At 68.5% G+C, this 25,214-nt stretch carries 24 protein-coding genes; 15 read left to right on the forward strand and 9 right to left on the reverse strand.

What is annotated here, in order from left to right; all coding sequences use genetic code 11:
* Positions 1-31: 31 nt before the first annotated feature.
* Together FPY90_RS00190 and FPY90_RS00195 are read right to left on the reverse strand one after the other, a co-directional pair.
* Positions 32-1,426: a M1 family metallopeptidase gene (locus tag FPY90_RS00190; protein WP_498683189.1), complete on the reverse strand. Its 1,395-nt coding sequence runs from the start codon at positions 1,424-1,426 to the stop codon at positions 32-34.
* The gene (locus tag FPY90_RS00195) at positions 1,423-5,325 is read right to left on the reverse strand and encodes a Pls/PosA family non-ribosomal peptide synthetase (RefSeq protein ID WP_498683191.1); all 3,903 of its coding nucleotides are present in this window, start codon (positions 5,323-5,325) and stop codon (positions 1,423-1,425) included. The genes FPY90_RS00190 and FPY90_RS00195 overlap by 4 nt, the downstream gene beginning before the upstream one ends.
* Positions 5,326-5,645: 320 nt before the next feature.
* Between FPY90_RS00195 and FPY90_RS00200 the strand changes: the two genes are divergently transcribed.
* On the forward strand, positions 5,646-6,395 hold the full coding sequence (locus FPY90_RS00200) for a 4'-phosphopantetheinyl transferase family protein (RefSeq protein WP_498683193.1): 750 nt from the start codon (positions 5,646-5,648) through the stop codon (positions 6,393-6,395).
* Between the two features lie 83 nt (positions 6,396-6,478).
* On the opposite strand, the gene FPY90_RS00205 is transcribed toward FPY90_RS00200, so the two are convergent.
* The 4 genes from FPY90_RS00205 to FPY90_RS00220 all read right to left on the reverse strand — a co-directional run bounded on the left by FPY90_RS00205 (position 6,479) and on the right by FPY90_RS00220 (position 10,983).
* Positions 6,479-7,366, reverse strand: coding sequence for a carbohydrate ABC transporter permease (locus FPY90_RS00205; protein ID WP_498683195.1), 888 nt, complete (start codon positions 7,364-7,366; stop codon positions 6,479-6,481).
* Entirely contained in the window at positions 7,366-8,271 is a 906-nt protein-coding gene (locus FPY90_RS00210) for a carbohydrate ABC transporter permease (protein WP_498683197.1), read from the reverse strand. The genes FPY90_RS00205 and FPY90_RS00210 overlap by 1 nt, the downstream gene beginning before the upstream one ends.
* Before the next feature lie 92 nt (positions 8,272-8,363).
* A complete protein-coding gene (locus tag FPY90_RS00215) occupies positions 8,364-9,656 on the reverse strand; it encodes an ABC transporter substrate-binding protein (RefSeq protein WP_498683199.1) in 1,293 nt (430 codons plus the stop codon).
* A 109-nt stretch (positions 9,657-9,765) separates the two neighbouring features.
* Positions 9,766-10,983 carry an ROK family transcriptional regulator gene (locus FPY90_RS00220; protein ID WP_498683201.1) on the reverse strand — a complete coding sequence of 406 codons (1,218 nt, stop codon included), beginning with the start codon at positions 10,981-10,983 and terminating at the stop codon, positions 9,766-9,768.
* Positions 10,984-11,254: 271 nt separating this feature from the next.
* Between FPY90_RS00220 and FPY90_RS00225 the strand changes: the two genes are divergently transcribed.
* Entirely contained in the window at positions 11,255-11,728 is a 474-nt protein-coding gene (locus FPY90_RS00225; protein ID WP_498683203.1) for a DUF1990 domain-containing protein, read from the forward strand.
* Between the two features lie 245 nt (positions 11,729-11,973).
* On the opposite strand, the gene FPY90_RS00230 is transcribed toward FPY90_RS00225, so the two are convergent.
* A complete protein-coding gene (locus FPY90_RS00230) occupies positions 11,974-12,942 on the reverse strand; it encodes a quinone oxidoreductase family protein (RefSeq protein ID WP_498683205.1) in 969 nt (322 codons plus the stop codon).
* 153 nt (positions 12,943-13,095) lie between these two features.
* Here FPY90_RS00230 and argC point away from each other — a divergent pair, with 153 nt between their 5' ends.
* From argC to FPY90_RS00275, 9 genes are all read left to right on the forward strand, one after another.
* Positions 13,096-14,127: an N-acetyl-gamma-glutamyl-phosphate reductase gene (gene argC, locus FPY90_RS00235; RefSeq protein ID WP_071215783.1), complete on the forward strand. Its 1,032-nt coding sequence runs from the start codon at positions 13,096-13,098 to the stop codon at positions 14,125-14,127.
* An 11-nt stretch (positions 14,128-14,138) separates the two neighbouring features.
* On the forward strand, positions 14,139-15,302 hold the full coding sequence (gene argJ / locus FPY90_RS00240; RefSeq protein ID WP_071215891.1) for a bifunctional glutamate N-acetyltransferase/amino-acid acetyltransferase ArgJ: 1,164 nt from the start codon (positions 14,139-14,141) through the stop codon (positions 15,300-15,302).
* 103 nt (positions 15,303-15,405) lie between these two features.
* A complete protein-coding gene (gene argB, locus FPY90_RS00245; protein ID WP_071215782.1) occupies positions 15,406-16,326 on the forward strand; it encodes an acetylglutamate kinase in 921 nt (306 codons plus the stop codon).
* Positions 16,323-17,567: an acetylornithine transaminase gene (locus tag FPY90_RS00250; protein ID WP_071215781.1), complete on the forward strand. Its 1,245-nt coding sequence runs from the start codon at positions 16,323-16,325 to the stop codon at positions 17,565-17,567. The genes argB and FPY90_RS00250 overlap by 4 nt, the downstream gene beginning before the upstream one ends.
* Before the next feature lie 11 nt (positions 17,568-17,578).
* The gene (gene argF, locus FPY90_RS00255) at positions 17,579-18,547 is read left to right on the forward strand and encodes an ornithine carbamoyltransferase (protein WP_498683207.1); all 969 of its coding nucleotides are present in this window, start codon (positions 17,579-17,581) and stop codon (positions 18,545-18,547) included.
* Complete coding sequence (locus tag FPY90_RS00260) at positions 18,544-19,059, forward strand: arginine repressor (RefSeq protein WP_071215779.1); 516 nt, start codon at positions 18,544-18,546, stop codon at positions 19,057-19,059. Before argF ends, FPY90_RS00260 begins: the two co-directional genes overlap by 4 nt.
* A gap of 35 nt (positions 19,060-19,094) precedes the next feature.
* Positions 19,095-19,271 (forward strand): hypothetical protein, encoded by a 177-nt coding sequence (locus FPY90_RS00265; RefSeq protein WP_175475509.1) that lies wholly within the window; start codon positions 19,095-19,097, stop codon positions 19,269-19,271.
* Positions 19,272-19,342: 71 nt separating this feature from the next.
* Entirely contained in the window at positions 19,343-19,783 is a 441-nt protein-coding gene (locus FPY90_RS00270) for an SRPBCC family protein (RefSeq protein WP_071215778.1), read from the forward strand.
* Positions 19,780-20,094 carry an ArsR/SmtB family transcription factor gene (locus FPY90_RS00275; protein WP_071215777.1) on the forward strand — a complete coding sequence of 105 codons (315 nt, stop codon included), beginning with the start codon at positions 19,780-19,782 and terminating at the stop codon, positions 20,092-20,094. Before FPY90_RS00270 ends, FPY90_RS00275 begins: the two co-directional genes overlap by 4 nt.
* A gap of 137 nt (positions 20,095-20,231) precedes the next feature.
* Here FPY90_RS00275 and FPY90_RS00280 read toward each other — a convergent pair whose 3' ends face one another.
* Both FPY90_RS00280 and FPY90_RS00285 read right to left on the reverse strand, forming a co-directional pair.
* Positions 20,232-20,792: an O-acetyl-ADP-ribose deacetylase gene (locus FPY90_RS00280; RefSeq protein WP_071215776.1), complete on the reverse strand. Its 561-nt coding sequence runs from the start codon at positions 20,790-20,792 to the stop codon at positions 20,232-20,234.
* A 270-nt stretch (positions 20,793-21,062) separates the two neighbouring features.
* Positions 21,063-21,473: an ankyrin repeat domain-containing protein gene (locus FPY90_RS00285; protein WP_071215775.1), complete on the reverse strand. Its 411-nt coding sequence runs from the start codon at positions 21,471-21,473 to the stop codon at positions 21,063-21,065.
* A gap of 193 nt (positions 21,474-21,666) precedes the next feature.
* Here FPY90_RS00285 and argH point away from each other — a divergent pair, with 193 nt between their 5' ends.
* The 4 genes from argH (at position 21,667) to FPY90_RS00305 (ending at position 25,148) form a co-directional block, all read left to right on the forward strand.
* On the forward strand, positions 21,667-23,082 hold the full coding sequence (gene argH, locus FPY90_RS00290) for an argininosuccinate lyase (protein WP_498683211.1): 1,416 nt from the start codon (positions 21,667-21,669) through the stop codon (positions 23,080-23,082).
* Positions 23,083-23,175: 93 nt separating this feature from the next.
* Positions 23,176-23,913, forward strand: coding sequence for a maleylpyruvate isomerase family mycothiol-dependent enzyme (locus FPY90_RS00295; protein ID WP_498683214.1), 738 nt, complete (start codon positions 23,176-23,178; stop codon positions 23,911-23,913).
* Positions 23,914-23,948: 35 nt separating this feature from the next.
* A complete protein-coding gene (locus tag FPY90_RS00300; RefSeq protein ID WP_286135464.1) occupies positions 23,949-24,602 on the forward strand; it encodes a DNA-3-methyladenine glycosylase in 654 nt (217 codons plus the stop codon).
* Between the two features lie 9 nt (positions 24,603-24,611).
* Positions 24,612-25,148 carry an adenine phosphoribosyltransferase gene (locus FPY90_RS00305; RefSeq protein ID WP_498683215.1) on the forward strand — a complete coding sequence of 179 codons (537 nt, stop codon included), beginning with the start codon at positions 24,612-24,614 and terminating at the stop codon, positions 25,146-25,148.
* The last annotated feature ends 66 nt before the right edge of the window (positions 25,149-25,214 follow it).

The raw sequence follows: 25,214 nt of genomic DNA on the forward strand, positions 1-25,214 counted from the left end.
GTGGCAGCGGCCGGGCCGTTGCCACGCGATGTCAGCTTTCGGCCGGGGCCGGCAACACCGGCAGTGCCTTCTCGAATAGCCAGGGCCCCAGGAAATCCGCGGCGGATGCCGCGGTGGGCAGGTGCGCGTCGACGTGGTCGCGGAACAGGGCGTAGGTGACGGTGCCGTGGCGCCAGATCCCGGTCCAGGAGCGCAGCATGGCGAAGAACGCGCGGTCCCCGGCCGCCAGGCGCAGGGCGTGCAATGTCAGTGCTCCGCGCTTGTAGACCCGGTCATCGAACATGTCTTGGGGCCCGGGGTCCCCGATGGCGATGTCCTGATCCAGGGAGGCAAGCAATGCCCAGGCGTCCCTGGCGCGCGCATCGGCGCTCGGGCCGCCGGCGGCCTCGGACCAGATCCATTCGGCGTAGCAGGCAAATCCCTCGTGCAGCCAGATGTCCCGCCACGATCCGACGGTCAGTGAATTGCCGAACCACTGGTGGGAGAGTTCGTGGGCGATCAGCCGCTGCTGTTCCCAGCCCGGGGACAGGTGGTTGTCGCCCAGGATGGAGATGCCGTGGGCCTCGAGCGGGATTTCCAGGTCGTCCTCGGTGACCACGACGGTGTAGTCGGCGAAGGGGTAGGGGCCGAAGGCCTCGATGAAGGTTTCCATCATTCGCGGCTGGTCGGCCAGGGCCGCCGCGACCCGGTGGAGTGCGGCGGCGCTGGCAGCCACCAGTTGGGGCACCGGTGCCGGGGCGCCGGCATGCCGCCCGCCTTCTGCGACGGCGGTGCCAGCCAGCGAGCGCAACTCGTAGCGGCCGATCTGCAGGGTCGCCAGGTAGGTGGCCATGGGCTCGTGGACCTCGTAGGTCCACCGTTCACGGCTGGCGCGCCGCTGGCGGTCCACCAGCTGCCCGTTGCAGACCGGGCGGTACCCGGCGTCGGTGTTGACACTGATGCGGTAGGTCGCCTTTTGGCTGGGGTGGTCGTTGCAGGGGAACCAGGTGGGGGCACCGTTCGGCTGGCCCGCCACCAGCACCCCGTCGGTGAGTTCCTCCCAGCCGACCTCGCCCCAGGTTCCCTGGCGCACGTTCGGGACCCCGCCGTAGCGGATCTCCATGGTGAATTCCTCGCCGGCGGACACCGGGGAGGGCAGGTGCAGTTCCAGTCTGCCGGCCTTCTGCGTGAACCTCGGGACCTTTGCCCCGTTGAGCGCGATGCGCGAGGCGCGCAGCCCGGAGAGGTCGAGGGAGAGCCGTTCGAGCGTCTCGGCGGCCACCGCGGTGATGGTGGCGCGTCCGTCGAGCCGGTTGCCGCCCAGCTTGCAGTCCAGGTCCAGGTCGTAGTGCTCCACGCGGTAGGCGGCGCTGCCGGAACGGGGGATGTAGGCATCCGGGATGAATGCGGCCGTGGCGGCCGTGGTGTTCAGGGACGAATGACTCATGCGTGCGGCTGGCTCCAGGGTTGGACGGGGTTGCCCATCCAGTGGCTCGACGGGGGAACTGTTTCTCCGCGCATCACCAGCGACGCCGGGCCCACGGTGGCACCCGCGGACAGCGATGCCGCCGGCAGGATGACCCCGTGCGGGCCCATCGTGGATCCCGCGGAGAGTTCCACCGTATCAATTGCCATGACCCGGTCATGGAAAAGGTGGGTCTGGACGACGGTGCCGCGGTTGACCGTCGAGGAGTCCCCGAGGGTCACCAGGTCTGCCTCGGGCAGCCAGTAGCTTTCGCACCAGACCCCGTGGCCGATCTTGGCACCGAGCGCGCGAAGCCACCAGACCAGGGCCGGGGAGCCGGCCGCCGAGTGGGCGAACCAGGGTGCGCAGACCATCTCGATGAACGTGTCGACGACCTCGTTGCGCCAGATGAAAGAGCTCCACAGGGCGTGTTCGCCCGGGCGGATGGGACCCACCAGCAGCCACTTGGCCACCACTGCGGAGGTGGCCGCGACGGCGCCTGCAACAAGCATCACCGCGCCGCTGAGCAGCGCCGCGGCCAGGTAGCCGTATTCGGTGGCCAGGACATCAAGCAGTGCCAGCACCAGGGCTGCGACACCGACGGTGATGACGACCGGTACGAACCGGCACAGTTCCCACAGGGCGCGGGCAAACTTCAGGCGCAGCGGCGGTGCGTAGGTGAGCGAGTCATCGGATGCCACCGCCGTGCGGCGCAGGCGCACCGGGGGGCTGCCCAGCCAGGAGGTCCCGGCCTTCGCCTTGGCGGGAGTTGCCGAGAGCACCGCGACAAGCCCGTTGCGCGGCACTCGGCGCCCGGCCCCGGCGATGCCGGAGTTGCCCAGGAAGGCGCGCTTGCCGATCTTGGCCCGGCCCACCTTCATCCAGCCGCCGCCGAGCTCGTAGGTGGCGACCATGGTGTCGTCGGCCAGGAAGGCACCGGCGCCGATGGTGGTCATCCTGGGGATCAGCAGCACCGTGGAGGCCTCGACGTTGCGCCCGACCTTGGCACCGAGCAGGCGCAGCCAGACGGGGGTGAAGAGCGAGGCATAGAGTGGGAAGAGCAGGTCGCGGGCCATGTCCAGCAGGCGTTCGGTGGCCCAGACCTGCCAGCCGATCCGGCTGTCGACCCGGTGCCAGCCCTCGCGCAGGCCGATGCCCAGCAGCCGGGTGGCGATGAGCACCAGCAGCATGTTCAGGCCGAACCAGGTCAGCGCCGCGATGGGCACGACGTAGCTGAGGGCCAGCAGGGATTCGTGCAGCGATTCCTGGCCGCGGAGCAGGTAGACGGCCACCGCGACCGCGCCGAGGATGGCCAGCAGGGGCAGGGCGCCGAGGGCCGTGGAAGCAATCGCGAACAGGGCGTCGCGGAGCCTGCGGGTGCGGATGGGGGCCTGCGGCCATTCGGGCTTGGCCTTGCCGCTGCGTTCGGCGGGCGAGCCGGAGTAGAAGGAGAAGGCCTTGGTGGTGCCGGCCAGGGCGGAGCCCGGGGCCAGGGACACGCCGTCGGACACGACGGAGCCGGGCATCAGCGTGCTGCGTGCCCCGACGCTTGCCTCGGCACCGATCTCGATGGCGCCGACGATGAGGCGGTCCCCGTCGATCCAGTAGCCGGTGAGGTCGACCTCGGGCTCGATGTTGGCTCCCCGGCCGACGGTGAGCAATCCGGTGACCGGAGGTATCGAGTGCAATTGCACATCGTGTCCGATGTCGGCGCCCAGGGCGCGGGCGTAGCGCTGGATCCAGTGGGCGCTGCCCAACGAGACGGGGTCGACCAGGTCGGCGATCTGCTGGGCCATCCACAGGCGCAGGTGCACCTTGCCCGAGCGCGGGTAGTTTCCGGGCTTCAGGTTGCGCAGGAGCAGGCGTGCCGCGAGAACCGACAGCACCATGCGGCCCGGGGAGGAAACAAAGACCAGCCAGAGTGCGCCAAGAGCCCACCAGGAGAGCCGCGGTGCGTCGGAAAACACGCCCAGGGTGCCCAGGACATTGTTGCCGGCCGCCAGGTACACCAGCCAGCGCATGCCCACCAGGATGAACGTGGGGATGCCCATCAGCGTCTGGAAGACCTGGGCGCGCCGGGTGGTGCGCTCGACGACGCGGGTCTCCGGTTCGACACCCGAGCTGGTGCCCAGGGCCTCGAGCAGGGAGCCGATGCGTGGATGCGAATAGATCTCACCCACCGTGACGGTGCGATAACGCACCCGCAGCGCGGAGACCAGTTGCGCTGCCGAAAGCGAACCGCCGCCGGACGCGAAGAAATCCGCATCAAGGCTCGAGACCTCGGTGCCCAACACCCGGGTCCACTGGGTGAGGACCCAGGTGGCGTCCTCGCCGAGCTCCGGCAGGACCCCGGCATCGGAGGTGGCCTTGGCGCCGGGCAGCGGCCAGGGCAGTGCATTGCGGTCGACCTTGCCGCTGGTTTTGGTCGGCAGGGTGTCCACGACCGCAAGCAGCGGTATCAATGCCGCAGGGAGCACCACGGCCAGCCGTTCGCGGGCCGCGGCGGTGTCAAAGGCCGGGTCCGCGGCCAGGTAACCGACAAGGATCTGGTTTCCCGCGGCGGTGGTCTTCACCGCTGCCGCGGCACCGGAGACCTCGGGCAGGGACTGGAGCGCCGCATCGATCTCGCCGAGTTCGATCCGGCGTCCGCCGAGCTTGACCTGCTCGTCCATCCTGCCCAGGAAGACCAAGCCTTCGGGATCCGCCTGCACAAGGTCGCCGGAACGGTAGGCACGCTCCCAGCCGAGGGTCTCGAAGGGCGCGTATTTTTCGGCGTCCTTCTCGGGGTCCAGGTAGCGCCCGAGTCCGACGCCGCCGATGATCAGCTCACCGCTTTGGCCGGGGGCGACGGGCAGCCCGGAGGCGTCGACGACTGCAAGGTCCCAGCCCTCGAGCGGCAATCCGATGCGCACCGGGTCGGTGCCGTCCATCTGTGCGGCGCACGCCACGACCGTGGCCTCGGTGGGGCCGTAGGTGTTCCACAGTTCGCGCCCCTGCACGGCCAGGCGGGCAGCAAGTTCGGGTGGGCAGGCCTCGCCGCCGAAGATCAGCAGGCGGACGTTTTCCAGGGCCTCCGGCGGCCAGAGGGCCGCGAGGGTGGGGACGGTGGAGACCACCGTGACCCCGCGGGTCACCAGCCAGGGTCCCAGGTCCATGCCGGAGCGCACCAGCGCGCGCGGGGCGGGCACGAGGCAGGAGGAGTGGCGCCAGGCCAGCCACATTTCCTCGCAGGAGGCGTCGAAGGCCACCGAAAGTCCGGCCAGGACGCGGTCCTCGGGGCCTAGGGGTTCGGCCTGCAGGAAGATCCGGGCCTCGGCGTCGACAAACGCGGCGGCCGAGCGCTGGGTGATGGCCACGCCCTTGGGGGTTCCGGTGGATCCGGAGGTGAAGATGATCCAGGCGTCATCCTCCAGTCCTGCCTCGCGGGCGGGTTCCGGGTTCGGGGTGGTGCGCATGGAGGTGATCTTGCCCTTGGCTCCCATGACCGCGGCGACCTTGGCCTCCGCGAAGACCAATTGGGCGCGTTCCTCGGGGTCGTCGGCGTCGACCGGGACGTATGCTGCGCCGATCTTCATGGTGGCCAGGATGCCGATGTAGAGATCGCGCGTGCCCGACGGGATGCGGATGCCGATCCTGTCCCCGGCGCCGAGGCCGGCGGCGCGTAGGCGGGTGGCGGTCTCCTCGATGGCCAGGAGCAGTTCCGCGTAGGTCAACGAGCGCTCGCCGTCATCCAGGGCCGGGGCCTCGGGGTGGGCGGCGGCGCTTGCCTCCAGGATGTCGATCAGGGTCCGGGGTTGCGGTGCCAGGTGGCTGCCGGGGTATTGCGGCAGGAAGGTGGCGGTGGCGGTTGCCAGGTCGGGAGTGCTGGGTGTCGTATCCACTGTGGCTTTCTTGAAAAGTGGTGCCCGGGGTTCCCCCTGTGGGGAGACCCAAGGCGCTGGGGGCCCTGCCGGGATCCGCAGCGCCACCGGGGCGCCCGCCGCCGCTCGGCCGGCACGTACGCGGCAAACCTATGCAGGCAAGGTTAACGCCAGGCATACACAAGGTGGACGGCATGGGGATTTCGGCGCAATGTGCCGCGGATCATGTGCCGGGCCACACCGCCGCGAGTGCAGGACACGATTCCGGAATCCGCTGCCCGGTGCGACATACTCGAGGCAGCCGAAACCGGCCACCAAGCCAGCACATCAGGGGGACCCGAATGGACTTGCAAGCAGCACCCGGAGAAGGCGCCGGCCACGCTGCCCCGTGGTGGGCCGTTGCCCCGTTGTCCGCCGCCGCGGCGCACCCCGGGGTCCGGCTGCTGGCGGCCGAGCTCGACCGCGCCCGCGGCTACGCAGCCGGGCGCCCGCGCGAGGACTTCGTGGCCGGGCGGATCCTGGCCCGGGTGCTGGCGGCCGAACTGCTGGGCCTCGCCGGGGTGCAGGGCCGCGAGGTCCTGCCCGGCGAGCTCGAGATCGCCCAGTGGTGTCCGCAATGCGCCTCCACCGCGCACGGGACCCCGCGGCTGCGCCTGCCTGATCGCGGGGACGGCTATGCGCTGTCCTACGCCCGCACCGCGGGTTGGCTGCTGCTGGGCCTGGCCCCCGGGCGCGGGCGGCTGGGCGTGGACCTGGCCGATTCGGCCGATGCCGCGTTCGGCCCGGGCGACGGGAACCTGCTCGAGGACTACGCCTACGCACCGGGCGAGCGCGCCCGGCTTCGGGCGCTGCCGGGACCGGAACGGCAGCGCTTGCGGGCCCGGTGGTGGGCGCTGAAGGAAGCGGTGGCCAAGGCCTCCGGGGAGGGCCTGGCGGGGGAGTGCGGGATCCCGGTGGTTGCCGGGGAGCACCGGCACCCGCTGCTGCGCGCCGCCGGCACGCGCGTGCTCGAGCCGTTGCCGGGAACCCCCGACTCCCTGGGGCGCGCGCTTCCCGGCACCCTGGTGGGAAGCATCGTCTGGGCGCCCTGAGCATTGCGCCGGGCACAAAGAACGTGGGTGCGCCCGCCGCAACGGCAAACGCACCCACGCATGTTATCGGCTTGCGGAGGGCCTCAGCCCTTGACCGAACCGCTCATCAGCCCGCCGACAAAGTACTTGCCCAGCAGGATGTAGACCAGAAGCGTGGGCACCGAGGCGATCAGCGCGCCGGCCATGGAGGCCCCGTAGTCGGTGAGCTGGCCGCCGGCCAGGAAGCTCAGCGCGATGGTCACCGGCCCGTTGCGTCCGGAGGAGAAGAACGCGGCGAACAGGTAGTCGTTCCAGGCGGAGGTGAACTGCCAGATCAGCACGACCACGAAGCCGGGCGCGGAGACCGGGAAGATCACCGAGGCGTAGGTGCGCAGGATCCCGGCGCCGTCCATGCGGGCGGCCTCGATGAGTTCGGAGGGCACCGACTCGTAGTAGTTGCGGAAGATCAGCGTGCAGATCGGCAGCCCGTAGACGATGTGCAGCAGCATCAGCGACGGAACGCCCTGGGGCACCCCGAGGTTGCTCATCAGCTGGGTCAGCGGGATCATGACCGCCTGGTAGGGGATGAACATGCCAAAGAGGATCAGCGTGAACACCACGTTGGCGCCGGGGAAGCGCCACTTGGACAGCACGTAGCCGTTGATCGAGCCCAGGGTGGCGGAAATGACGGCGGCCGGGACCACCAGGGCGAAGGTGCGTCCCAGCGCCGGGGCCAGCGTGGTCCAGGCCTTGGACCAGCCACCGGTTTCCCAGGTGGTGGGCAGGAACCAGGCCCGCGAGGGGTCGGCGTCCGCGCTGCCCTTGAAGCTGGTGATCAGCAGGACGTAGGCGGGGATCAGCACGATCACCACGAAGAGCATCAGCAATGCGTACTTCAGGGTGCGGTTGATCCGGCGGCGGCCCGGGTTCGGGGCGCCCACGGCCGTGTTGGCGGCCGGGGCCGCGGTGCGGTCAAGGATCGAGGTGGCCATTAGCGCTTCTCCGCTCGCGAGGTGTACATGAGGTAGGGGACCACCACGAGGGCGACGAGCACCAGCAGGATCATGCCGATCGCTGCGGCGTCGGCGTAGTCGCTGCCGATGTATTTGACCCACATCATGGTCGCCGGGACCTGGACGTCGTAGGTGTTGGCATCGGGGACGATCGCGCGGATGAGGTCGAAGAGCTTCAGCGACATGTGGCCGATGATGATCACCGCCGAGAGCATCACGGGGTTCAGCTGCGGGAAGATCACGTGGCGGTAGAGCTTCCATTCGCTGCAGCCGTCGATGCGGGCGGCCTCGCGCAGTTCCTCGGGGATGCCGCGGAAGCCTGCCAGGAACAGGGCCATGACATAGCCGGAGAGCTGCCAGATGGCCGGGACGGCGATGGCGGCGATGCCCCAGGTCGGGTTGGACCACCAGTCGTTCTGCATGAAGCCCAGGCCCACCGAATCAAGCAGCCGGTTCAGGCCGGTGGTGCGTTCGCCGCCGGGCTGGTCGGTCTGCAGGGAGGAAAGCAGCCAGCGCCAGACCACGCCGGAGGCGATGAAGGAGACCGACATCGGGAAGAGGTAGACGGCGCGGAAGAAGCCCTCGCCCTTGGCGGGCTTGTCCAGCATCCAGGCCCAGAGGAAGCCGAAGATCAGGGTGCCGCCCAAAAAGACGATGGTGAGGATCAACAGGTTCCACAGCGAGTGCTGGAAGTTCGGATCGGCCAGCAGGTTGGTGTAGTTATCGAAGCCGACGTACTTGTTGCTGGGCCTGGCCGTGTGCTGGTTGGTCAGGCTGACCCGGAAGTTTTCAATGATCAGCCAGTAGACGAACACGCCAACCAGGATGATGGTGGGAGCCAGGAGCAAGAGTCCCGGTCCCCAATGTTTTACGCGCCTAAGCATGGGTTCCTCCCTGGGGAAATGGGCGCCGCATGAAGGCGGGGGCGGTTGCTGCCGGATCGGCTGCGACCGCCCCCACGTCCATGGTGGTGTTGTTACTTGGCGAACTTGTCGGCAGTGGCTGCCGCCGCGTCCTGGAGGGCCGAGACGTTGCCGTCGCCGCCGAACTTGCTGACCGCGGTGCTCAGCTCGTTGAGCCAGGCCACCGGAACCGCTGCGCCGTGGGCAAGGGAGGAAACGATCTTGTCCTGGGAGAAGTCCTTGATGGCGCTCTTCTGGTACTCGGAGAAGTCATCGGTCTTGGCGGTGGTGTTCGCCGGGATCGATCCCTTGACCTTGTTGAATGCCGTCTGGCCCTCGGCGGAGCCGATGGTGCTCAGCCAGGCCTTGGCCCCGGCCGGGTTGGGGGCGCCCACCGGCAGGGTGAAGGAGTCGGCGAGGAAGTTGAAGACCCCTGCGGTTCCCGGCATCGGGAAGTAGGAGTAGTCGGTGCCGGCCTTCTTGCCGTCCTGTGCGAACTTGGCCTCGGCCCAGTCGCCCATGAGGTTGTAGGCGGCCGCCCCGTCCTCGACCAGCTGCGTGGCCGGGGCCCAGTCGCTGAGGGAGTCGCGGTCGGAGTTGGTGTAGCTCAGCGTCTTCTTGTAGGCCTCGATGGCCTTGGTGACCTCTGCGCCCTTCCAGTCGGTCTGCCCGTTCCAAAGCCCGTTGTAGCCGTCGACGCCCAGGGAGGAGAGCAGCACGTTTTCGAACAGCTGGGTCTGGGTCCAGGTGCCGGCGACCGCCAGCGGGGTCTTGCCGCTGGCCTTGATCTTGTCCATGTCGGCGAACCAGGCCTCGAGGCTGTCTGCCGGCTTGGCCGGGTCGACCCCTGCCTTCTCCAGCACCTTGACGTTGGCCCACACCACGTTGGAGCGGTGGATGTTGGAGGGGACCGAGTAGATCTTGCCGTCAACGGTGAGCCGGTCGATCAGGTCCTTGGGGAACTGGTCGGTGAGCTTGTTCTCGGTGTAGAAGCCGGTGAGGTCCTCGAGCTGGTCGGCGTCGATGTAGTCCTGCAGTTCGGCACCGGCGTGTGCCTGGAACGAGTCCGGCGGGGTTCCTGCCTTGAGCTGCGCAGCAAGCACGCTCTTGGCCTGGGAGCCGGCGCCGCCGGCAACCGCCAGGTTGTCGAAGGTCAGGTTGGGGTAGTCGGTCTTGAAGACGTCAACCAGGGCGTCAAGGCCGGCCTTCTCCGAGCCGTCTGCCCACCACGTGAACACGCCTACCTCGCCAGTGGCCTCGCTGGCCGGTGCCGCCGATTCGGCGGGGGCCTGTCCGGAGCCGCCACACCCGGCGAGGGTGAGTCCCAATGTCGCGGCCGCTGCAATCAATGTAAGACTACGGCGCATGTCTGCCTCCAAGAGTTGTTTGAAAATGTGAGAAATTGTCTAAAAGTGTCTCAGTGCCACCTAATGGTTACCCGCGTCACACCTTGCCGTCAACTACTGAACGCAATCTTCATCGACTTGTTGCCTTCCGCCGGTCCGGGGAATGCCCGGCAGCGTCCTGGCGAAGCACCAGCGCGACCGCGCCGAGTGCCTCGGCGCGGTCGCCGAGCATGGACATGTGCAGGGACGTGTTTTCGCCGACCACCGGAATTGCGTGGCGGTTCAGGCCGCGTCGGATCGGATCCAGGAGCAGCTCGCCCAGCGGCGCCAGCGGTCCGCCGATGACCATGGCCTCGGGGTTGATCAGGTTGGCAACGTTCGCCAGCGCATGCCCGACGGCAACGCCGGCGTCGTCGATGACGCGCAGCGTTGCCGAGTCGCCGCCCAGGGCGCGATCAATGATCTCCTCCACGGTGATGCTCCGGCCCTCGGCGTGGCCAAGCATCTGGGTCATGGTGAAGGTCGAAGCCACGGTTTCCAGGCAGCCCCGGTTGCCGCAGCGGCAGATCAGTCCCTGGTTGAAAATCGTCGAATGCCCGATCTCTCCGGTGATCCCCAGGTGCCCGTAGTACAGCGACCCGTTCAGGATCAGGCCAGAGCCGATCCCGCTGCCGATCTTCAGGAAGCACAGGTTGGCGCAGGTCTGGTGCTCGCCCCAGGTGACCTGGGCCAGCGCCCCGAGGTTCGAGTCGTTGTCAATGATGACGGGGATCCCCAGTGCGCTGCGCAGCTGTTCGGCAATGTCGATGCCCACCCAGTCGGGCAGGATCGCCCCGTGGATGACCCTGTTGGTCCGGTGGTCTATGGGCCCGGGGACCCCGATCCCGGCGCCCAGCAGCTGCCGGGGGTTGGTGCCGGTGCGCTCGCAGGCCTCGGTGAGCATCCGGGCGGCGATGGCGATGCTGTCCTCGACCCGGTGCCCGATGGGCAGCGCGGCGGAGGCCTCGTCAAGCAGGCGGAATCCCGGGCGGGCCAGGACAACGCGTACGTGGCTGCGCCCGAAGTCGATGCCGGCGGCCACATCGGACACGTCCAGGAGGCTCACGCCAAGCGCCCGCCGGCCGGAGCTGGTGACCGAGGTGGTTTCCACGCGGTTCTCCGCGGCCAGGGTCTTGACGATATTGGAGACCGTTGCCGTGGACAGCCCGGTGACGCGCGCCAAGCCTGCCTGGGTCAGTGTTCCGTGCGAGGCCAGGGTGTCCAGGATGCGCTGCTCGTTGAGCTTGCGCAGGGCTGATTGGGAACCCGGGTTTTCTCTTCCGGGTTTGGCACGTGGTGCGTCGGTCATGCATTGAAGCCTGCGTCACACATGCTTTGCAGTCAAGAGGTTAACGCAAAGAAGTCAATTCATTCTTATCTCTTGAATGCAAGTTCCGGGCTCCCCACGACCGTGGCCCGCGGGTGTGCGGCAGGTGAGTGGTGCCGGCGTGGCCGGCATCGCGTGGCCGCGGGGAGCCGGCCTGCGGGCGGCCAAGAATCCGCCCGGCGGTGGAATGTAGGCAAGGATGTCCCTAGGGCATTAGCTGGATGGCCTGCAGACACCACGAGGAGCATGGAACATGACGAATCCGGACCTTGACCATTGGCCGCCCGGCGACGGAAAGTATCGCCGCTTGGAGGCTCGGTCGGTCATTGGAACCGGGGATGCGGTCTGGGAACGCGCCAGCGCGGAGGTGCTGCGCTGGGGAGTCAAGACCGCAAGCGGCTTCGCGGTGAGCTCGGACGCTCCCGTCGGGCCGGGCGACCGGGTGGAGGTCACGGCGCGCCTTTTCGGGGTCCGCATCATCGAGCCGGTGGAAGTGGTGGCCGTCGTGGATGAGCCGGACCGGGTCGGATTTTCCTACCGCACCCTCCCCGGGCACCCGGTCAGTGGCGAGGAAGCCTTCGTGCTCCGCAGGCACGGCGACGAAGTGCGCCTCACCGTGCGATCCCTCACGCGTGCTGCACCGCAGCAGCCCTGGCGGGCGCTGTTCCCCTTGCTCCTGATCGTGCAGCGAATTGTTCGCCGGAGGTATCTTCGCGCATTGCGTTAGCCGCCATCGACTCCGGCCCACCCCTGCTCGTTGAGCGGGCTTGGCCAGGACCCCGCTCGGGCTGGAGTGCCCGGAGGCACGCGGCGGCAGTGAAGACGGCGTGTGCGACGCGGCTGACCCGGCGTCCTCGATCGTGCCTGCCCCACCGGGAGTCTGGCATCTCGGCCGGGCGCGGCGCGGGCCGCCCCTCGGAAGCAAGGCTCCGGAGGGGCAGCCCGCGACGTGCGCCAAGGACCTGGTCGCGGCTACGGAAGCAAGATGACCTTGCCTGTGGTCGCGCGGGATTCTAGGGCCGCGTGCGCGGCCCCGGCCTCGGCCAGCGGGAAGCGGGCACCGATCCTGACATCGAGCTTGCCGTCCGCCACCAGGCCAAAGATCTCGCTCGAGCGCCAGCGGCGCTCCTCGGCATCCAGCAGGAAGTCGGCGATCTTGGGCCGGGTCACGGTGAGCGAACCGTGCGCATTCAGGCGTTGCAGGTCGAAGGGCGGGACCTGGCCCGAGGCGCCGCCGAAGAGCACCAGGGTGCCGCGGACCTTCAGGGATTCGAGGGAGCCGTCGAAGGTGTCCTTGCCGATGCCGTCATACACGACATCCACGCCGCGGCCACCGGTGATTTCGCGGACGCGCGCCGGGACCTCGTCATAGCCCAGGACGTGGTCGGCGCCGGCGCCGCGCGCCAGTTCCGCCTTTTCCGGGGTCGAGGTGGTGGTGATGACAGTGGCCCCGCGCAGCTTGAGCAGCTGGATCAGCAGCAGGCCCACCCCGCCGGCCCCGGCGTAGGTCAGCACGGTGTCGCCGGGCTGCACGTTGTAGCTGGAATTGACGAGGTAGTGGGCGGTGATGCCCTGCAGCGGCAGTGCGCCGGCGACATCCAGCGCGACGCTCGCGGGAACCGGCAATGCCTTCTCGGCGTCCAGCAGCGTGTAGTTTGCGTACGCCTTGGAACCCTCCGTGGTGGCCACCCGGTCGCCAACGGCAAAGCCGGTGACCCCGTCCCCGATGGCCTCGACGGTGCCAGCGTATTCGCTGCCCGGGGTGAAGGGGTAGCTGACCTTGTAGACGCCCGAGCGCTGGTAGGTTTCGATGAAGTTGACCCCGACGGCGGCGACCTTCACCAGCACCTGCCCGGCACGCGGAGAGGGGGTTTCCGAGGAAACATAGTCGAAAACTTCGGGCCCGCCGGCCTCGCGGGCAATAATTGCATGGGGACTCACGTGCGCAACTCCTTGGTTTGCTCTTGGATTTGTGACAACCATAGCGTTTGGCTTCGATTCCTCCGGGCACGGTGGAGGGGATGTTGCGTGATGAGACACCCCAGTGTGAATATTTATTAGTAATCGTGCATAAATGCGTAGTAGGGTTGGTTCATGACGATTTCAGTAGCTGTATCCGGAGCCAGTGGGTATGCCGGCGGCGAGGTCTTGCGCTTGCTGTCCAATCACCCGGACGTGACCATCGGGGCCATCACCGCCCACTCGAACGCCGGACAGCGACTGGGCGAACTCGCCCCGCACCTGCATTCCCTGGCGGACCGCATCCTGGTGGAAACCACCGTCGAGCAGCTGAGCGGACACGACGTCGTATTCCTGGCCCTGCCGCACGGTCACAGCGCCGAAATCGCCTCCCGGCTCCCGGCCGAGACCCTGGTCATCGATGCCGGCGCGGACCACCGCCTCGAATCGCCCGAGGCCTGGGAAAAGTTCTACGGTTCGGCACACGCCGGAACCTGGCCCTACGGACTGCCCGAGCTGCCCGGCGCCCGGGAGCTGCTTGTCGGTGCCAAGCGCATCGCGGTGCCCGGCTGCTACCCGACCTCGGTCCAGCTGGCCCTGGTGCCAGGCTTCGCCGCGAACCTGCTCGAGCCCGACGACGTCGTGGTGGTCTCCGCCTCCGGAACCTCCGGTGCCGGCAAGAGCGCCAAGGTCAACCTCATCGGCTCCGAGGTCATGGGATCGATGAACCCCTATGGCGTGGGCGGGTCCCACCGCCACACCCCGGAAATGGAACAGGGCCTGTCCAACGCGGCAGGGGTCCCGGTGACGGTCTCCTTCACCCCGACACTCGCCCCGATGCCCCGCGGCATCCTCACCACCGCCACCGCCAAGGTCAAGCCCGGCGTGGACGAGGCAACGCTGCGCGCCGCCTGGACCGCGGCCTACGCCGACGAGCCTTTCGTGCACGTGCTGCCCGAGGGCCAATGGCCCGCGACCTCCTCGGTCATGGGCTCGAACCACGCCCAGATCCAGCTGGCGTTCGACCCGCACGCGGGCCGTGTCATCGTCTCGGCCGTCATCGACAACCTGACCAAGGGCACCGCCGGCGGCGCCGTCCAATCCATGAACATCGCCCTGGGCCTGAACGAAACCGCCGGCCTGGCACTTGAAGGAGTAGCACCGTGAGCACCGCACCCATGGGAATCACCACCCCGGTAGGCTTCGACGCCTCGGGCATCACCGCCGGACTCAAGGCCTCCGGAAACCCGGACCTGGCCCTGGTGCGCAACAACGGCCCGCGCTTCGACGCCGCGGCAGTGTTCACCTCCAACCGCGTGGCCGCCGCCCCGGTGCACTGGTCACGCCAGGTCATCACCGATGGACGCGCGGACGCCGTGGTGCTGAACTCCGGCGGCGCCAACGCCTGCACCGGCCCCGAGGGCTTCGCCAACACCCACGCCACCGCCGAGCACGTCGCCGCGGTGCTGGGCGTTTCCAGCGGGGACGTTTTGGTGTGCTCCACCGGGCTGATCGGCGAGCAGCTGCCGATGGACAAGATCATCCCCGGCGTCGACGCCGCGGCCGCCGCCCTGGGCACCGGCAACGAGTTCGACGGGGGAGCGGCGGCCGCCACCGCCATCATGACCACCGACACCGTGTCCAAGCAGGCCGGGTTCGCCGGCACCGGCTACTCGATCGGCGCCATGGCCAAGGGCGCGGGCATGCTCGCCCCCGGACTGGCCACCATGCTCGTGGTCATCACCACCGACGCCGTGCTGGAGGCGGCCCAGCTGGATGCCGCACTGCGCCAGGCCACCCGCGTGAGCTTCGACCGGGCCGACTCGGATGGCTGCATGTCCACCAACGACACCGTCATCTTGATGTCTTCCGGTGCCTCGGGCACCGTCCCGGACCTTGCGGAGTTCTCCGCCGGGCTTGCCGCAACCTGCGTGGAGCTGGCCAAGGCGCTGATCTCCGACGCCGAGGGCGCGGCCCACGAGATCACCATCCGCACCTTCAACGCGGCCACCGAGGACGAAGCCGTTGAGGTCTCGCGCACCGTGGCCCGCTCCAACCTCTTCAAGACCGCGATCTTCGGCCAGGACCCCAACTGGGGACGGGTGCTCTCCGCGGTGGGAACCACCCAGGCGGCCTTCGAAGCCGACGAACTGAACGTGTCCATCAATGGCGTGCAGGTCTGCCGCAACGGCGGGGTGGGCGACGACAGGAACCTGGTGGACCTCACCGGCCGCCAGGTGCTGGTGGAAATCGACCTGAACGCCGGCGCGGCCGAGGCCAGCCTGTGGACCAACGACCTGACCCACGACTACGTCCACGAGAACTCCGCCTACAGCAGCTAGACGGCGCATTTCGCCCCTTGGCGGGTAACGGGGAAAGAACCCGTTGCCCGCCAAGGGGCACCACCATTCGACCCAAACGTCCCAGTGAGGATCACCCCAGAGCATGTCCGAGAAAACACCCACGTCCATGGATGTGGCACAGCGCAAGGCCGAGGCCCTGATCGAGGCGCTTCCCTGGATCCAGCGTTTCGCCGGCACCACCATGGTGATCAAGTACGGCGGCAACGCCATGGTCAACGAGGAATTGCGCCGCGCCTTCGCCGAGGACATCGTCTTCCTGCGCCACGTGGGCATCAACCCCGTGGTCGTGCACGGGGGAGGCCCGCAGATCAATTCCATGCTCAGCCGCCTGGGCATCACCTCCGAATTCAAGGGCGGGCTGCGCGTCACCACCCCCGAAGCCATGGACGTGGTCCGCATGGTGCTCACCGGGCAGGTGCAGCGCGAACTGATCGGATTGATCAACTCGCACGGCCCCTACGCGGTGGGACTCTCCGGCGAGGACGGTGCCCTGTTGCGCGCCGTGCGCACCGGGACCTACATCGCCGGGCAGCACGTGGACCTCGGGCTCGTCGGCGAGGTCACGGGCGTCAAACCCGACCAGATCCTGGACCTGCTGGCCGCCGGCAAGATCCCGGTCGTCTCCACCGTGGCCCCGGAGGTCGACGAAAAGGACAACCCCACCGGGCAGGTGCTCAACGTCAACGCCGACACCGCCGCCGCGGCGCTGGCCAGCGCGCTGGGCGCCTCCAAGCTGGTGATCCTCACCGACGTCGAGGGGCTCTACGCCGCCTGGCCGGACAGGTCGTCGCTGATCTCCTCGCTGGACACCGAGGCGCTGCGCGACCTGATGCCCTCGCTGGAATCGGGCATGATCCCCAAGATGGCAGCCTGCCTCAAGGCCGTGGACGAGGGCGTGGGCCAGGCCCACATCGTCGATGGCCGCCAACCGCACTCCATGCTGCTGGAGGTCTTCACCTCCGCCGGCGTCGGAACCCAAGTCATTCCCAAGGACAAGGCATGAACGAGATCATTGAACAGGAAACCGGCGCCCTGAACGCCCTGGCCGGCAGCGAATTGCTGGCCCGCTACAACCACTCGCTGCTCGGTGTCTTCGGCACCCCGCAACGTGTGCTGGTCCGCGGGGCCGGCTGCCACGTGTGGGACGCGGACGGCAAGGAATACCTTGACCTGCTCTCCGGGATCGCGGTGAACGCCCTGGGCCACGCACACCCGCTGGTCACCTCGGTGATTTCCTCCCAGCTGGCCACGCTGGGACACATCTCCAATTTCTTCACCAGCCCCACCCAGATCGCCCTGGCCGAAAAACTGCTGGAAATCAGCCAGGCACCGGAAGGTTCCAAGGTCTTCTTCACCAACTCCGGCACCGAGGCCAACGAGGCCGCCTTCAAGCTGGCCCGCCGCAACGCCGGCACCCCGCAGGCTCCTCGGACCAAGATCATTGCCCTGGAACAGGCCTTCCACGGCCGGACCATGGGCGCGCTCGCACTGACCTGGAAGCAGGCCTACCGCGAACCGTTCGAACCGCTGCCCGGCGGCGTGGAATGGATCCCGGCCGGCGACATCGAGGCGCTGCGCGCCGCGGTGGACGAGAACACCGCCGCGGTGTTCATCGAGCCCATCCAGGGCGAAGCCGGTGTCATCGAATTCGCCCCCGGCTACCTGCAAGCGGCACGGACGATCACCGCGGAGGCCGGCGCGCTGCTGGTCTTCGACGAGGTCCAGACCGGCATCGGCCGCACCGGTGAATGGTTCGCCTCCGCCGGGGTCACCCCCGATGCGATGACCCTGGCCAAGGGCCTGGGCGGCGGATTCCCCATCGGTGCCATGATCGTCTTCGGCACGCAGGCCACCGGCCTGCTGACCCCCGGACAGCACGGCACCACCTTCGGCGGAAACCCCGTGGCCACCGCCGCGGCCCTGGCGACCCTGCACGTCATCGAAACCCAGGGCCTGCTGGCCCAGGTGACGTCCGTGGGGGAGCAGCTGCGGACCAAGTTTGCGGCCCTCGACTTCGTCACCGCCGTCCGCGGCCGGGGCCTGCTCATCGGGCTGGACCTGGACGCGGCGGTCGCACCGGCCGTGGTGTCCGCGGCACTGGATGCCGGGTTCATCGTCAACGCCCCGGGCCCCCACACGCTGCGCCTGGCACCCCCGCTGATCATCACCACCGAGCAACTCGACACGTTCGTTGCGGCACTGCCGGCGCTTTACGCCGCCGCCGTTGCCGCCACCAAGGAATAGGACCCGCGACCATGACCAACACCGTTCGCCATTTCCTGACCGACCTGGATCTGACCCAGGCCGAACAGGGCGAGGTCCTTGACCTTGCCGTGGCCATGAAAAAAGACAAATACGGATACAAGCCCTACGCCGGCCCGCAGACGGTGGCGGTCTTCTTCGACAAGACCTCCACCCGCACCCGAGTCTCCTTCGCCGCCGGCATCGCCGAGCTCGGCGGCTCCCCGCTGATCATCAACTCCGCCGAGTCCCAGCTGGGCCACAAGGAATCGATCTCCGATTCGGCCAAGGTCCTCGAGCGCATGGTCTCCACCATCGTGTGGCGCACCTACGCCCAGGCCGGCCTGGAGGAAATGGCCGAGAACTCTTCGGTCCCGGTCATCAACGCACTCTCCGACGACTACCACCCCTGCCAGCTTTTGGCCGACCTGCTCACAGTGCGCGAGCACAAGGGCACGCTGGCCGGGCTGTCCATGGCCTACCTGGGGGACTCGGCCAACAACATGGCCAACTCCTACCTGCTGGCCGGGGTCACCGCCGGCATGCACGTGCGCATTGCCGGTCCCGAGGGTTACCTGCCGGCCGCGGAGATCGTTGCCGCGGCCGAGGCCCGCGCCGCCGAAACCGGCGGCTCGGTGCTGGTGACCACCGACGCCGCCGCTGCCCTGGCCGGCGCCGACGTGGTGGCCACCGACACCTGGGTCTCCATGGGCCAGGAAGACGAGAAGGCCCAGCGCATGGAGCTGTTCCGCGACTATGCCGTGGATTCGGCGGCCATGGCCCACGCGGACAAGGACGCCGTGGTGCTGCACTGCCTGCCTGCCTACCGCGGCTACGAGATCTCCGCGGACGTCATTGACGGCCCGCAGTCGGTCGTCTTTGACGAGGCCGAGAACCGCGTACACGCACAGAAGGCCATCATGGCCTGGCTGCTGGCCAAGTCGGGCCTGGCAGAGGTTGCCGGAGTGGAAACCGGCCGATGAGCACCCCCGCATCGTTCCAGCCAACAACGAAGATCGCCCGCCAGGCGCGGGTGAGCTCGATCCTGTCCACCCAAACCGTCCGTTCGCAGGCCGAACTGGTGGCCCTGTTGGCCGAGGACGGAATGGCCGTCACCCAGGCCACGCTGTCCAGGGACCTGGTGGAACTTGGTGCGGTGCGGGTGCGCGGGGTCGACGGCGGGCTGGTCTATGCGGTGCGCCAGGAGGGCGGGGACCGCAGCCCGCAGGCAGGGGTCAGCCAGGAAATCCATGACGCCAAGCTCGCCAAGCAATGCGCCGAACTGCTGATCACCGCCGAGGCCTCGGGGAACATCGTGGTGCTGCGCACCCCGCCGGGGGCCGCAAACTTCCTGGCCCTGTCCATCGACCACTCCACCATGCCGCAGATCCTGGGGTGCATTGCCGGGGACGACACCGTCATGCTGGTGACCCGCGAGGTCGACGGCGGCGCCGAGGTTGCCGCCCGGTTCCTGGCACTGGCCGACCCGCAGTAGCAGGCACACCGGATTCCGGGCCCCGGGAGGCAAGCATGGAACCACGCAAGAGAGCCGCGGTGCTCGGATCGATCCTGCTTGCCCTGGTGCTGCTGGTGATCCTGGCCGGCATCGTCATCGGGACCACGGGCATCCTGGCTTCAGGGGCCGTCGGCCCGGATCCTTCCGGTGCAGTGCGGGCCGTCGAACCCATGGCGGCTACCGGCGCGTAGGCCCTTGTGCAACGAAAGCCCTTGTGCAACCATGTTGTTGCACAAGGGCTTTGCGTCTCGAGGGGAAACACATGGACACCGAACGACAGGATGCCATCGAGGCAACCATCGACATCACCGCCACCGCGGAAGCCGTCTGGAAGCTGGTCAGCGAGCCTGGCTGGTTCATCAATGGCGGGGCCATCACGCCACACCGCATTGAAACCAACGGCGCCTTCTCCACCGTCCATGACGCCATCTACGGCCAGTTCGAATTCGAGACGATCGCCCTCGAGGCACCGGGCTACGCGGCCTTCCGTTCGCTGGGAGGCGACGCATGGGACGATCCGGTTCCCAATACGCTCATTGAGTTCTGGGTCGAAACCACCAACTCCGGTGCGGTCAGGCTGCGGGTCATGGAAAGTGGCTTCGCCGCCTTCGACCAGGACGAACATGCCCGCGTCATCAGCGCCAACACCCGGGGGTGGACTGCCGAGATGCTCGCGGCGCAGCGTTATTTGAGCGACAAATGACGGGGCGGCCGGGCACCGAAGCGACTCAGCTGATCTTTGCGGCGTTGTCGGACGAGACCCGGCGGCAGGTGCTTGCGCTACTAGGAGATAAGGCGGCCAGTGCGTCTCGATTGAGTGCGCCGTTGGGGATCAGCAGGCAGGCCGTGGCCAAGCACCTGAGGATCCTCGTGGAGGCCGGCCTGTCCCGCAGGCGCAGGGAAGGCCGGGAGATTGTCTTCGAGCTGGTCGTGGACGGGCTCGGGCCGGCGATCGGCTACATCAAGGCCCTGGGTGCCGGGGGAGCGGACGCAAACAGCAGCGATTCCCGGTAGGGCCCGGTTTCGGAATGGGTGCAGGCGCGCAAATGGGGAAGGCGTGCGACACCCGGGAAATGCCCGGGGGCTGCCCGCGCGATGCGCGGGCAGCCCCCGGGGAGCCTTGCTTTGCCGGCGGGTGGGCCGGGCGTGCACTACGGACCGTGGACGAGCTGGCTCTCGGTGCGCGGAGTGTCAAAGGCCTTGCGGAAGGCGGCTTCGACCTCGTCGTTGTAGGCAACCAGCACGACCCGGTGGATCGAAGTGGAGTGCACGTACAGCTCGAACCACTCGTGGATGGCGTGGGCGGCGATCGACGCGACGTCCTCCGGGGCCCAGCCGTAGGCCCCGGCGCCGATGGCCGGAAAAGCAATGCTGGTGGCTCCCAGCCGCGAGGCGACGTACAAGGAGTTGGTGAAGCACTTGTCCAGAGTCTTGGGGTTCGTCTGTCCCACGTGGCGGTTGGGGCCCGGGGTGTGGATGACCCAGCGCGCGGGAAGGTCCCCGGCACCCGTGGCCAGGGCGAGCCCGGAGGCCAGTCCGTCCGGGTGGGTCGTGGCCCTCAGCTTCCGGCATTCGGCCAGCAGGGACGGGCCGGCCGCCGCGTGGATGGCATCGTCAACGCCGCCGCCACCAAGCAGGGAGGGATTTGCAGCATTGACGATCGCATCGACCTTTTGTTCGGTGATGTCCCCTCGCACGATGTCGATATGCATTTGTTCGCTCCTGTCAGTGATCCAGTACACCTGATAAGCACCACGATACGCGCCGGTCCTGCCCTTGTGCAGGGTCACACAGGGGATTCTCAGGTGTGACTAGCGCAAAGCCGAAAAGGGTGCCAAAAGCCGGGCCTCGGGGGGCTTGTGTGACAGGGATCTGGCCGGGGGCTGGCGGGGGACTGTCACGGTTGCGTACCGATGTGCACCGGCCCCCTGTCCAGCTGCAACCCGCGGCCGTATAGTGCCCGCGGTGCGGGCCGCGGAGGCCTACAGGTACTCCGCGATCACTGCCTCGAACTCGGGCAGCTCGAACATCTTGGCCACGGCGATGGCGTTCTGCGCCCCCAGGCGCGGGTCGGCGCCCTTGGACAGCAGGAGCCGGACGAGTGGTTCGTTCTTGCGGAACACCGCGCAGGTCAGCGCGCCCTGCCCCTTGTCGTTGAGCCGGTTGATGTCCGCGCCGCGCTCGAGCAAGGCGGCAACGATGTCATTGTGGCCGTTGTAGGCGGCCAGGATCATCAGGGTGTCGCCCTTGGGGTCCGTCAGGTCGGCGGGAATCCCCTGGTCCAGAAGCAGCATCAGCTTCTCGGTGCTGCCCTCGCGGGCCAGGTCGAAAATGGAGTGCAGGAACGCGATCTCTTCGTCGTTCAGGGAATCGGGGGCGCTCGAATCAGTCATACCCAAATCGTACCGGTTGGCCCGGGAGGGACTTCCCGCGGGCACGAGCTGTGAATATTTATGTAGACTTGTGAATAAGTATTAGACAAGTGGTGTTTCATCGGGGGCCGGCGCACGGCCCTGCATTAGGATGGGCAATGGATTTGGACACCTCGCGACCCGGCGCCGGAACAAGGCGCACGGAAGGATGAACATGGGATCGGCAACAAACGAAGGTGCACTCTGGGGCGGACGCTTTGCCGGCGGCCCGGCCGACGCGCTGGCGGCACTGAGCAAGTCCACGCACTTCGACTGGCGCCTGGCCCGCTATGACATCGCCGGCTCCCGTGCCCACGCCCGCGTGCTGCACACCGCCGGGCTGCTTGACGACGCCGAACTCGCCGGCATGATCGCAGCGCTGGACACCCTCGAGGCCGACGTGGTCTCGGGCGCCTACGTTGCTTCCGACTCCGACGAGGACGTCCACGGTTCCCTCGAGCGGGGCCTGATCGAACGCGCCGGGACCGCGCTGGGCGGCAAGCTGCGCGCCGGCCGCTCGCGCAACGACCAGATCGCGACCCTGGGACGCATGTTCCTGCGCGACCATGCCCGCATCATCGCCCGCGGCGTCCTGGCCACCATCGACGCGCTCATCGAGCAGGCCGAGGCTCACCCCAACGCCGCAATGCCCGGGCGCACCCACCTGCAGCACGCCCAGCCGATCCTGCTCTCCCACCACCTGCTGGCCCACGCCTGGGCCATGCTGCGCGACGTCCAGCGCCTGGCCGACTGGGACAAGCGCGCAGCGGTTTCCCCCTACGGCTCCGGCGCCCTGGCAGGCTCCTCGCTGGGCCTGGACCCCATCGCCGTGGCAACCGAGCTCGGCTTCGACTCCGCGGCCTGGAACTCGATCGACGGCACCGCCGCCCGCGACGTGTTCGCCGAATACGCCTGGGTCGCGGCCATGATCGGGGTGGACCTCTCGCGCATCTCGGAGGAAGTCATCCTCTGGGCCACCAAGGAATTCTCCTTCGTCACCCTTGACGACGCCTTCTCCACCGGCTCCTCGATCATGCCGCAGAAGAAGAACCCGGACGTCGCCGAGCTGGCCCGCGGCAAGGCCGGCCGGTTGATCGGCAACCTGACCGGGCTGATGGCCACGCTCAAGGCGCTGCCGCTGGCCTACAACCGCGACCTGCAGGAAGACAAGGAACCGGTCTTCGACGCGACCGACACCCTCGAGCTGCTGCTCCCGGCCGTCTCCGGCATGATCGCGACCCTGAAGTTCAACACCGAGCGCATGGCCGAGCTGGCACCGCTGGGCTTTGCCCTGGCCACCGACATCGCCGAGTGGCTGGTCCGCCAGGGCGTGCCCTTCCGCGAGGCACACGAGCTTTCCGGCGCCGCGGTGAAGCTGGCCGAGTCCAAGGGCGTCGAGCTCTGGGACCTGTCCGACGCGGAGTACGCGGGCATCTCCGGGCACCTGACCCCCGAGGTCCGCAGCGTGCTGTCCACCGAGGGCTCGCTGAACTCGCGCAGCGCCCAGGGCGGCACAGCGCCCTCGGCCGTCGCCTCCCAGCTGGCGGCGTTGAAGGATGCACTGGTTCCGGTGCGCGCCTACGCCGGCTGACCCACCCCGATCCACGATCCCTTGGAGGGGCCCACCGGCGGGTGGGCCCCTCCTTCGTGATTTCCTGCCCGGAGTGCGGATAGGGTGAGGTGTATGAGTGAGCTCACACCACAGGACCTGACAACCCGGATCCTCGCCGCCCTGTCCACCGCCCGCCAGGTCATCGCCACCGTGGACGAGGCCGCCGCGTCCGGACCCAGTGCGTTGCCCGGCTGGGACCGCGCGCACGTCGTGGCCCACATCGACGGCTTTTCCCGCGCAGCGGCCCGCCAACTGGACACCGCCGGCGCCGAGGAGCCCTTCGAGATGTACGACGGGGGAATGGACGCGCGCCACGACGCCATCGAGATCACCGCGTTGATGCGCCCCGAGGCGCTGGTGGCCCGCGCCACCGAATCCCTCGACGGACTGGAAAGCAGCATCCGCGGGATCAGCGCGGGGGAGTGGAACCTGGCCACCGGGTTCCGCAACGGCACCGTTCAGGACCTCTTCTACGCGATCTGGCGCGAGCTGGTCATCCACACCTCGGATTTGGCCCTGTCGAATTCGGTGGCCGACTGGGAGCCGGAATTCTGCGCGCACCTCTTCGACGCGCTCGAGGCCCGGGTGCCCGAATCCCGCCGCTACATCCTCCAGCCGCACGGCGCCCAGCGCATCACCCTGGGCCACGGGGACGATGCCACGGTGCTCAGCGGAACGGTCTTTGACCTGGCCGCATGGCTGGCCGGCCGCACGCCGCTGGGGCCCGTGCAGGCCACCGCCGACGCGGACGGCGCCGACCTTCCCGAGCTCGGCCCCTGGCTCGTGAAGCTGAAGGCCAAGAACCAGTAAGCAGGCAACGGGAACATCCAGGGAGGCGGAACGCCGTGGGGACGGGCACGAGGGACCAGCTGCTGGCACTGCCATCGATGCACTTGGCCCCGCACCTGCTCGGCGCACGCGTCTCGAGCTACATCGGCGGGCAGCTCGTGGTGGTGCGGCTGACGGAGGTCGAGGCCTACGACGGGTCCGGGGACCCCGGATCCCACGCCTACCGCGGACGGACCGCCCGGAACGCCGGGCTCTTCGGCCCGCCGGGCACCGCCTACGTCTACTTCACCTACGGGATGCACCATTGCGCCAACGTGGTCTGCGGGGCCGAAGGCACCGCCTCGGCGGTGCTGATGCGTGCCGGCGAGGTCGTCACGGGCCTCGAAACGGTCCTGGCCCGGCGCGGGCACCCCAAGGGCCCCGAAACCAGGCTGCTCAGCGGCCCGGCGCGACTGGCCCAGGGGCTGGGCCTGACCCTGGCCAACAACACCGCCGGCTTCCGCGACGGCACCGCCGGGCCCCCGGGGCCGGAGCTGGGCCTGGAGAACCTGTCCGGTGCCCCGCACCCCTTCCTGGCCGGCCCGCGCACCGGGGTTGCCGGGGCCGGGGGCACCGAGGAGTACCCGTGGCGCTTCTGGCTGCCGGGCGAACCCAGCGTCTCGCCCTACCGCCGGGCGGCCGCGCCAGGAACCCGGGCCCGCAGGGTCTAGACTTGATGGGTGATTCCAGAGCCTGAAAGCATTAGCGACCTCCTTGACCGCCTGAGCGCCATCGTCCCGGACTATCCCGCGGCGGGTATCTCGTTCAAGGACCTGACCCCGGTGTTTGCCGACCCCGCCGGGCTGCGCCGGATCGTCGACGAGGTCATTGCGCCCTTCGCCGGCCAATTCGACGTCATTGCCGGGCTCGAGGCCCGCGGATTCGTGATGGCAGCGGCCGCCGCCTACGCCACCGGCACCGGAATGATCACCATCCGCAAGGCCGGCAAGCTGCCGCGGCCGGTGCACCGCGACGAGTACACGCTCGAATACGGCACCGGAACCCTGGAACTGCACCGCGACGACGTCGCCCCGGGCACCCGGGTGCTGATCCTCGACGACGTGCTGGCCACCGGCGGCACCGTCGGATCCGCGGCCAGGCTGCTGGAAAAGGTCGGGGCCAAGGTTGTCGGTGTCGGGGTGGTCCTGGAGCTGGCGGGCCTGGGCGGGCGCGGGAAGCTCGCCGGCCTGAAGGTCCATTCCCTCCAGCTCGTCTAACCCGCCGCTTGCCCGGCCCGGTCAATTGGCCGGCGCCGCAGAGCGTAAACTGGTCTGTCCACGATT

This window comes from Arthrobacter sp. C2 (assembly GCA_024207135.1).
Classification (GTDB): Bacteria; Actinomycetota; Actinomycetes; order Actinomycetales; family Micrococcaceae; genus Paeniglutamicibacter.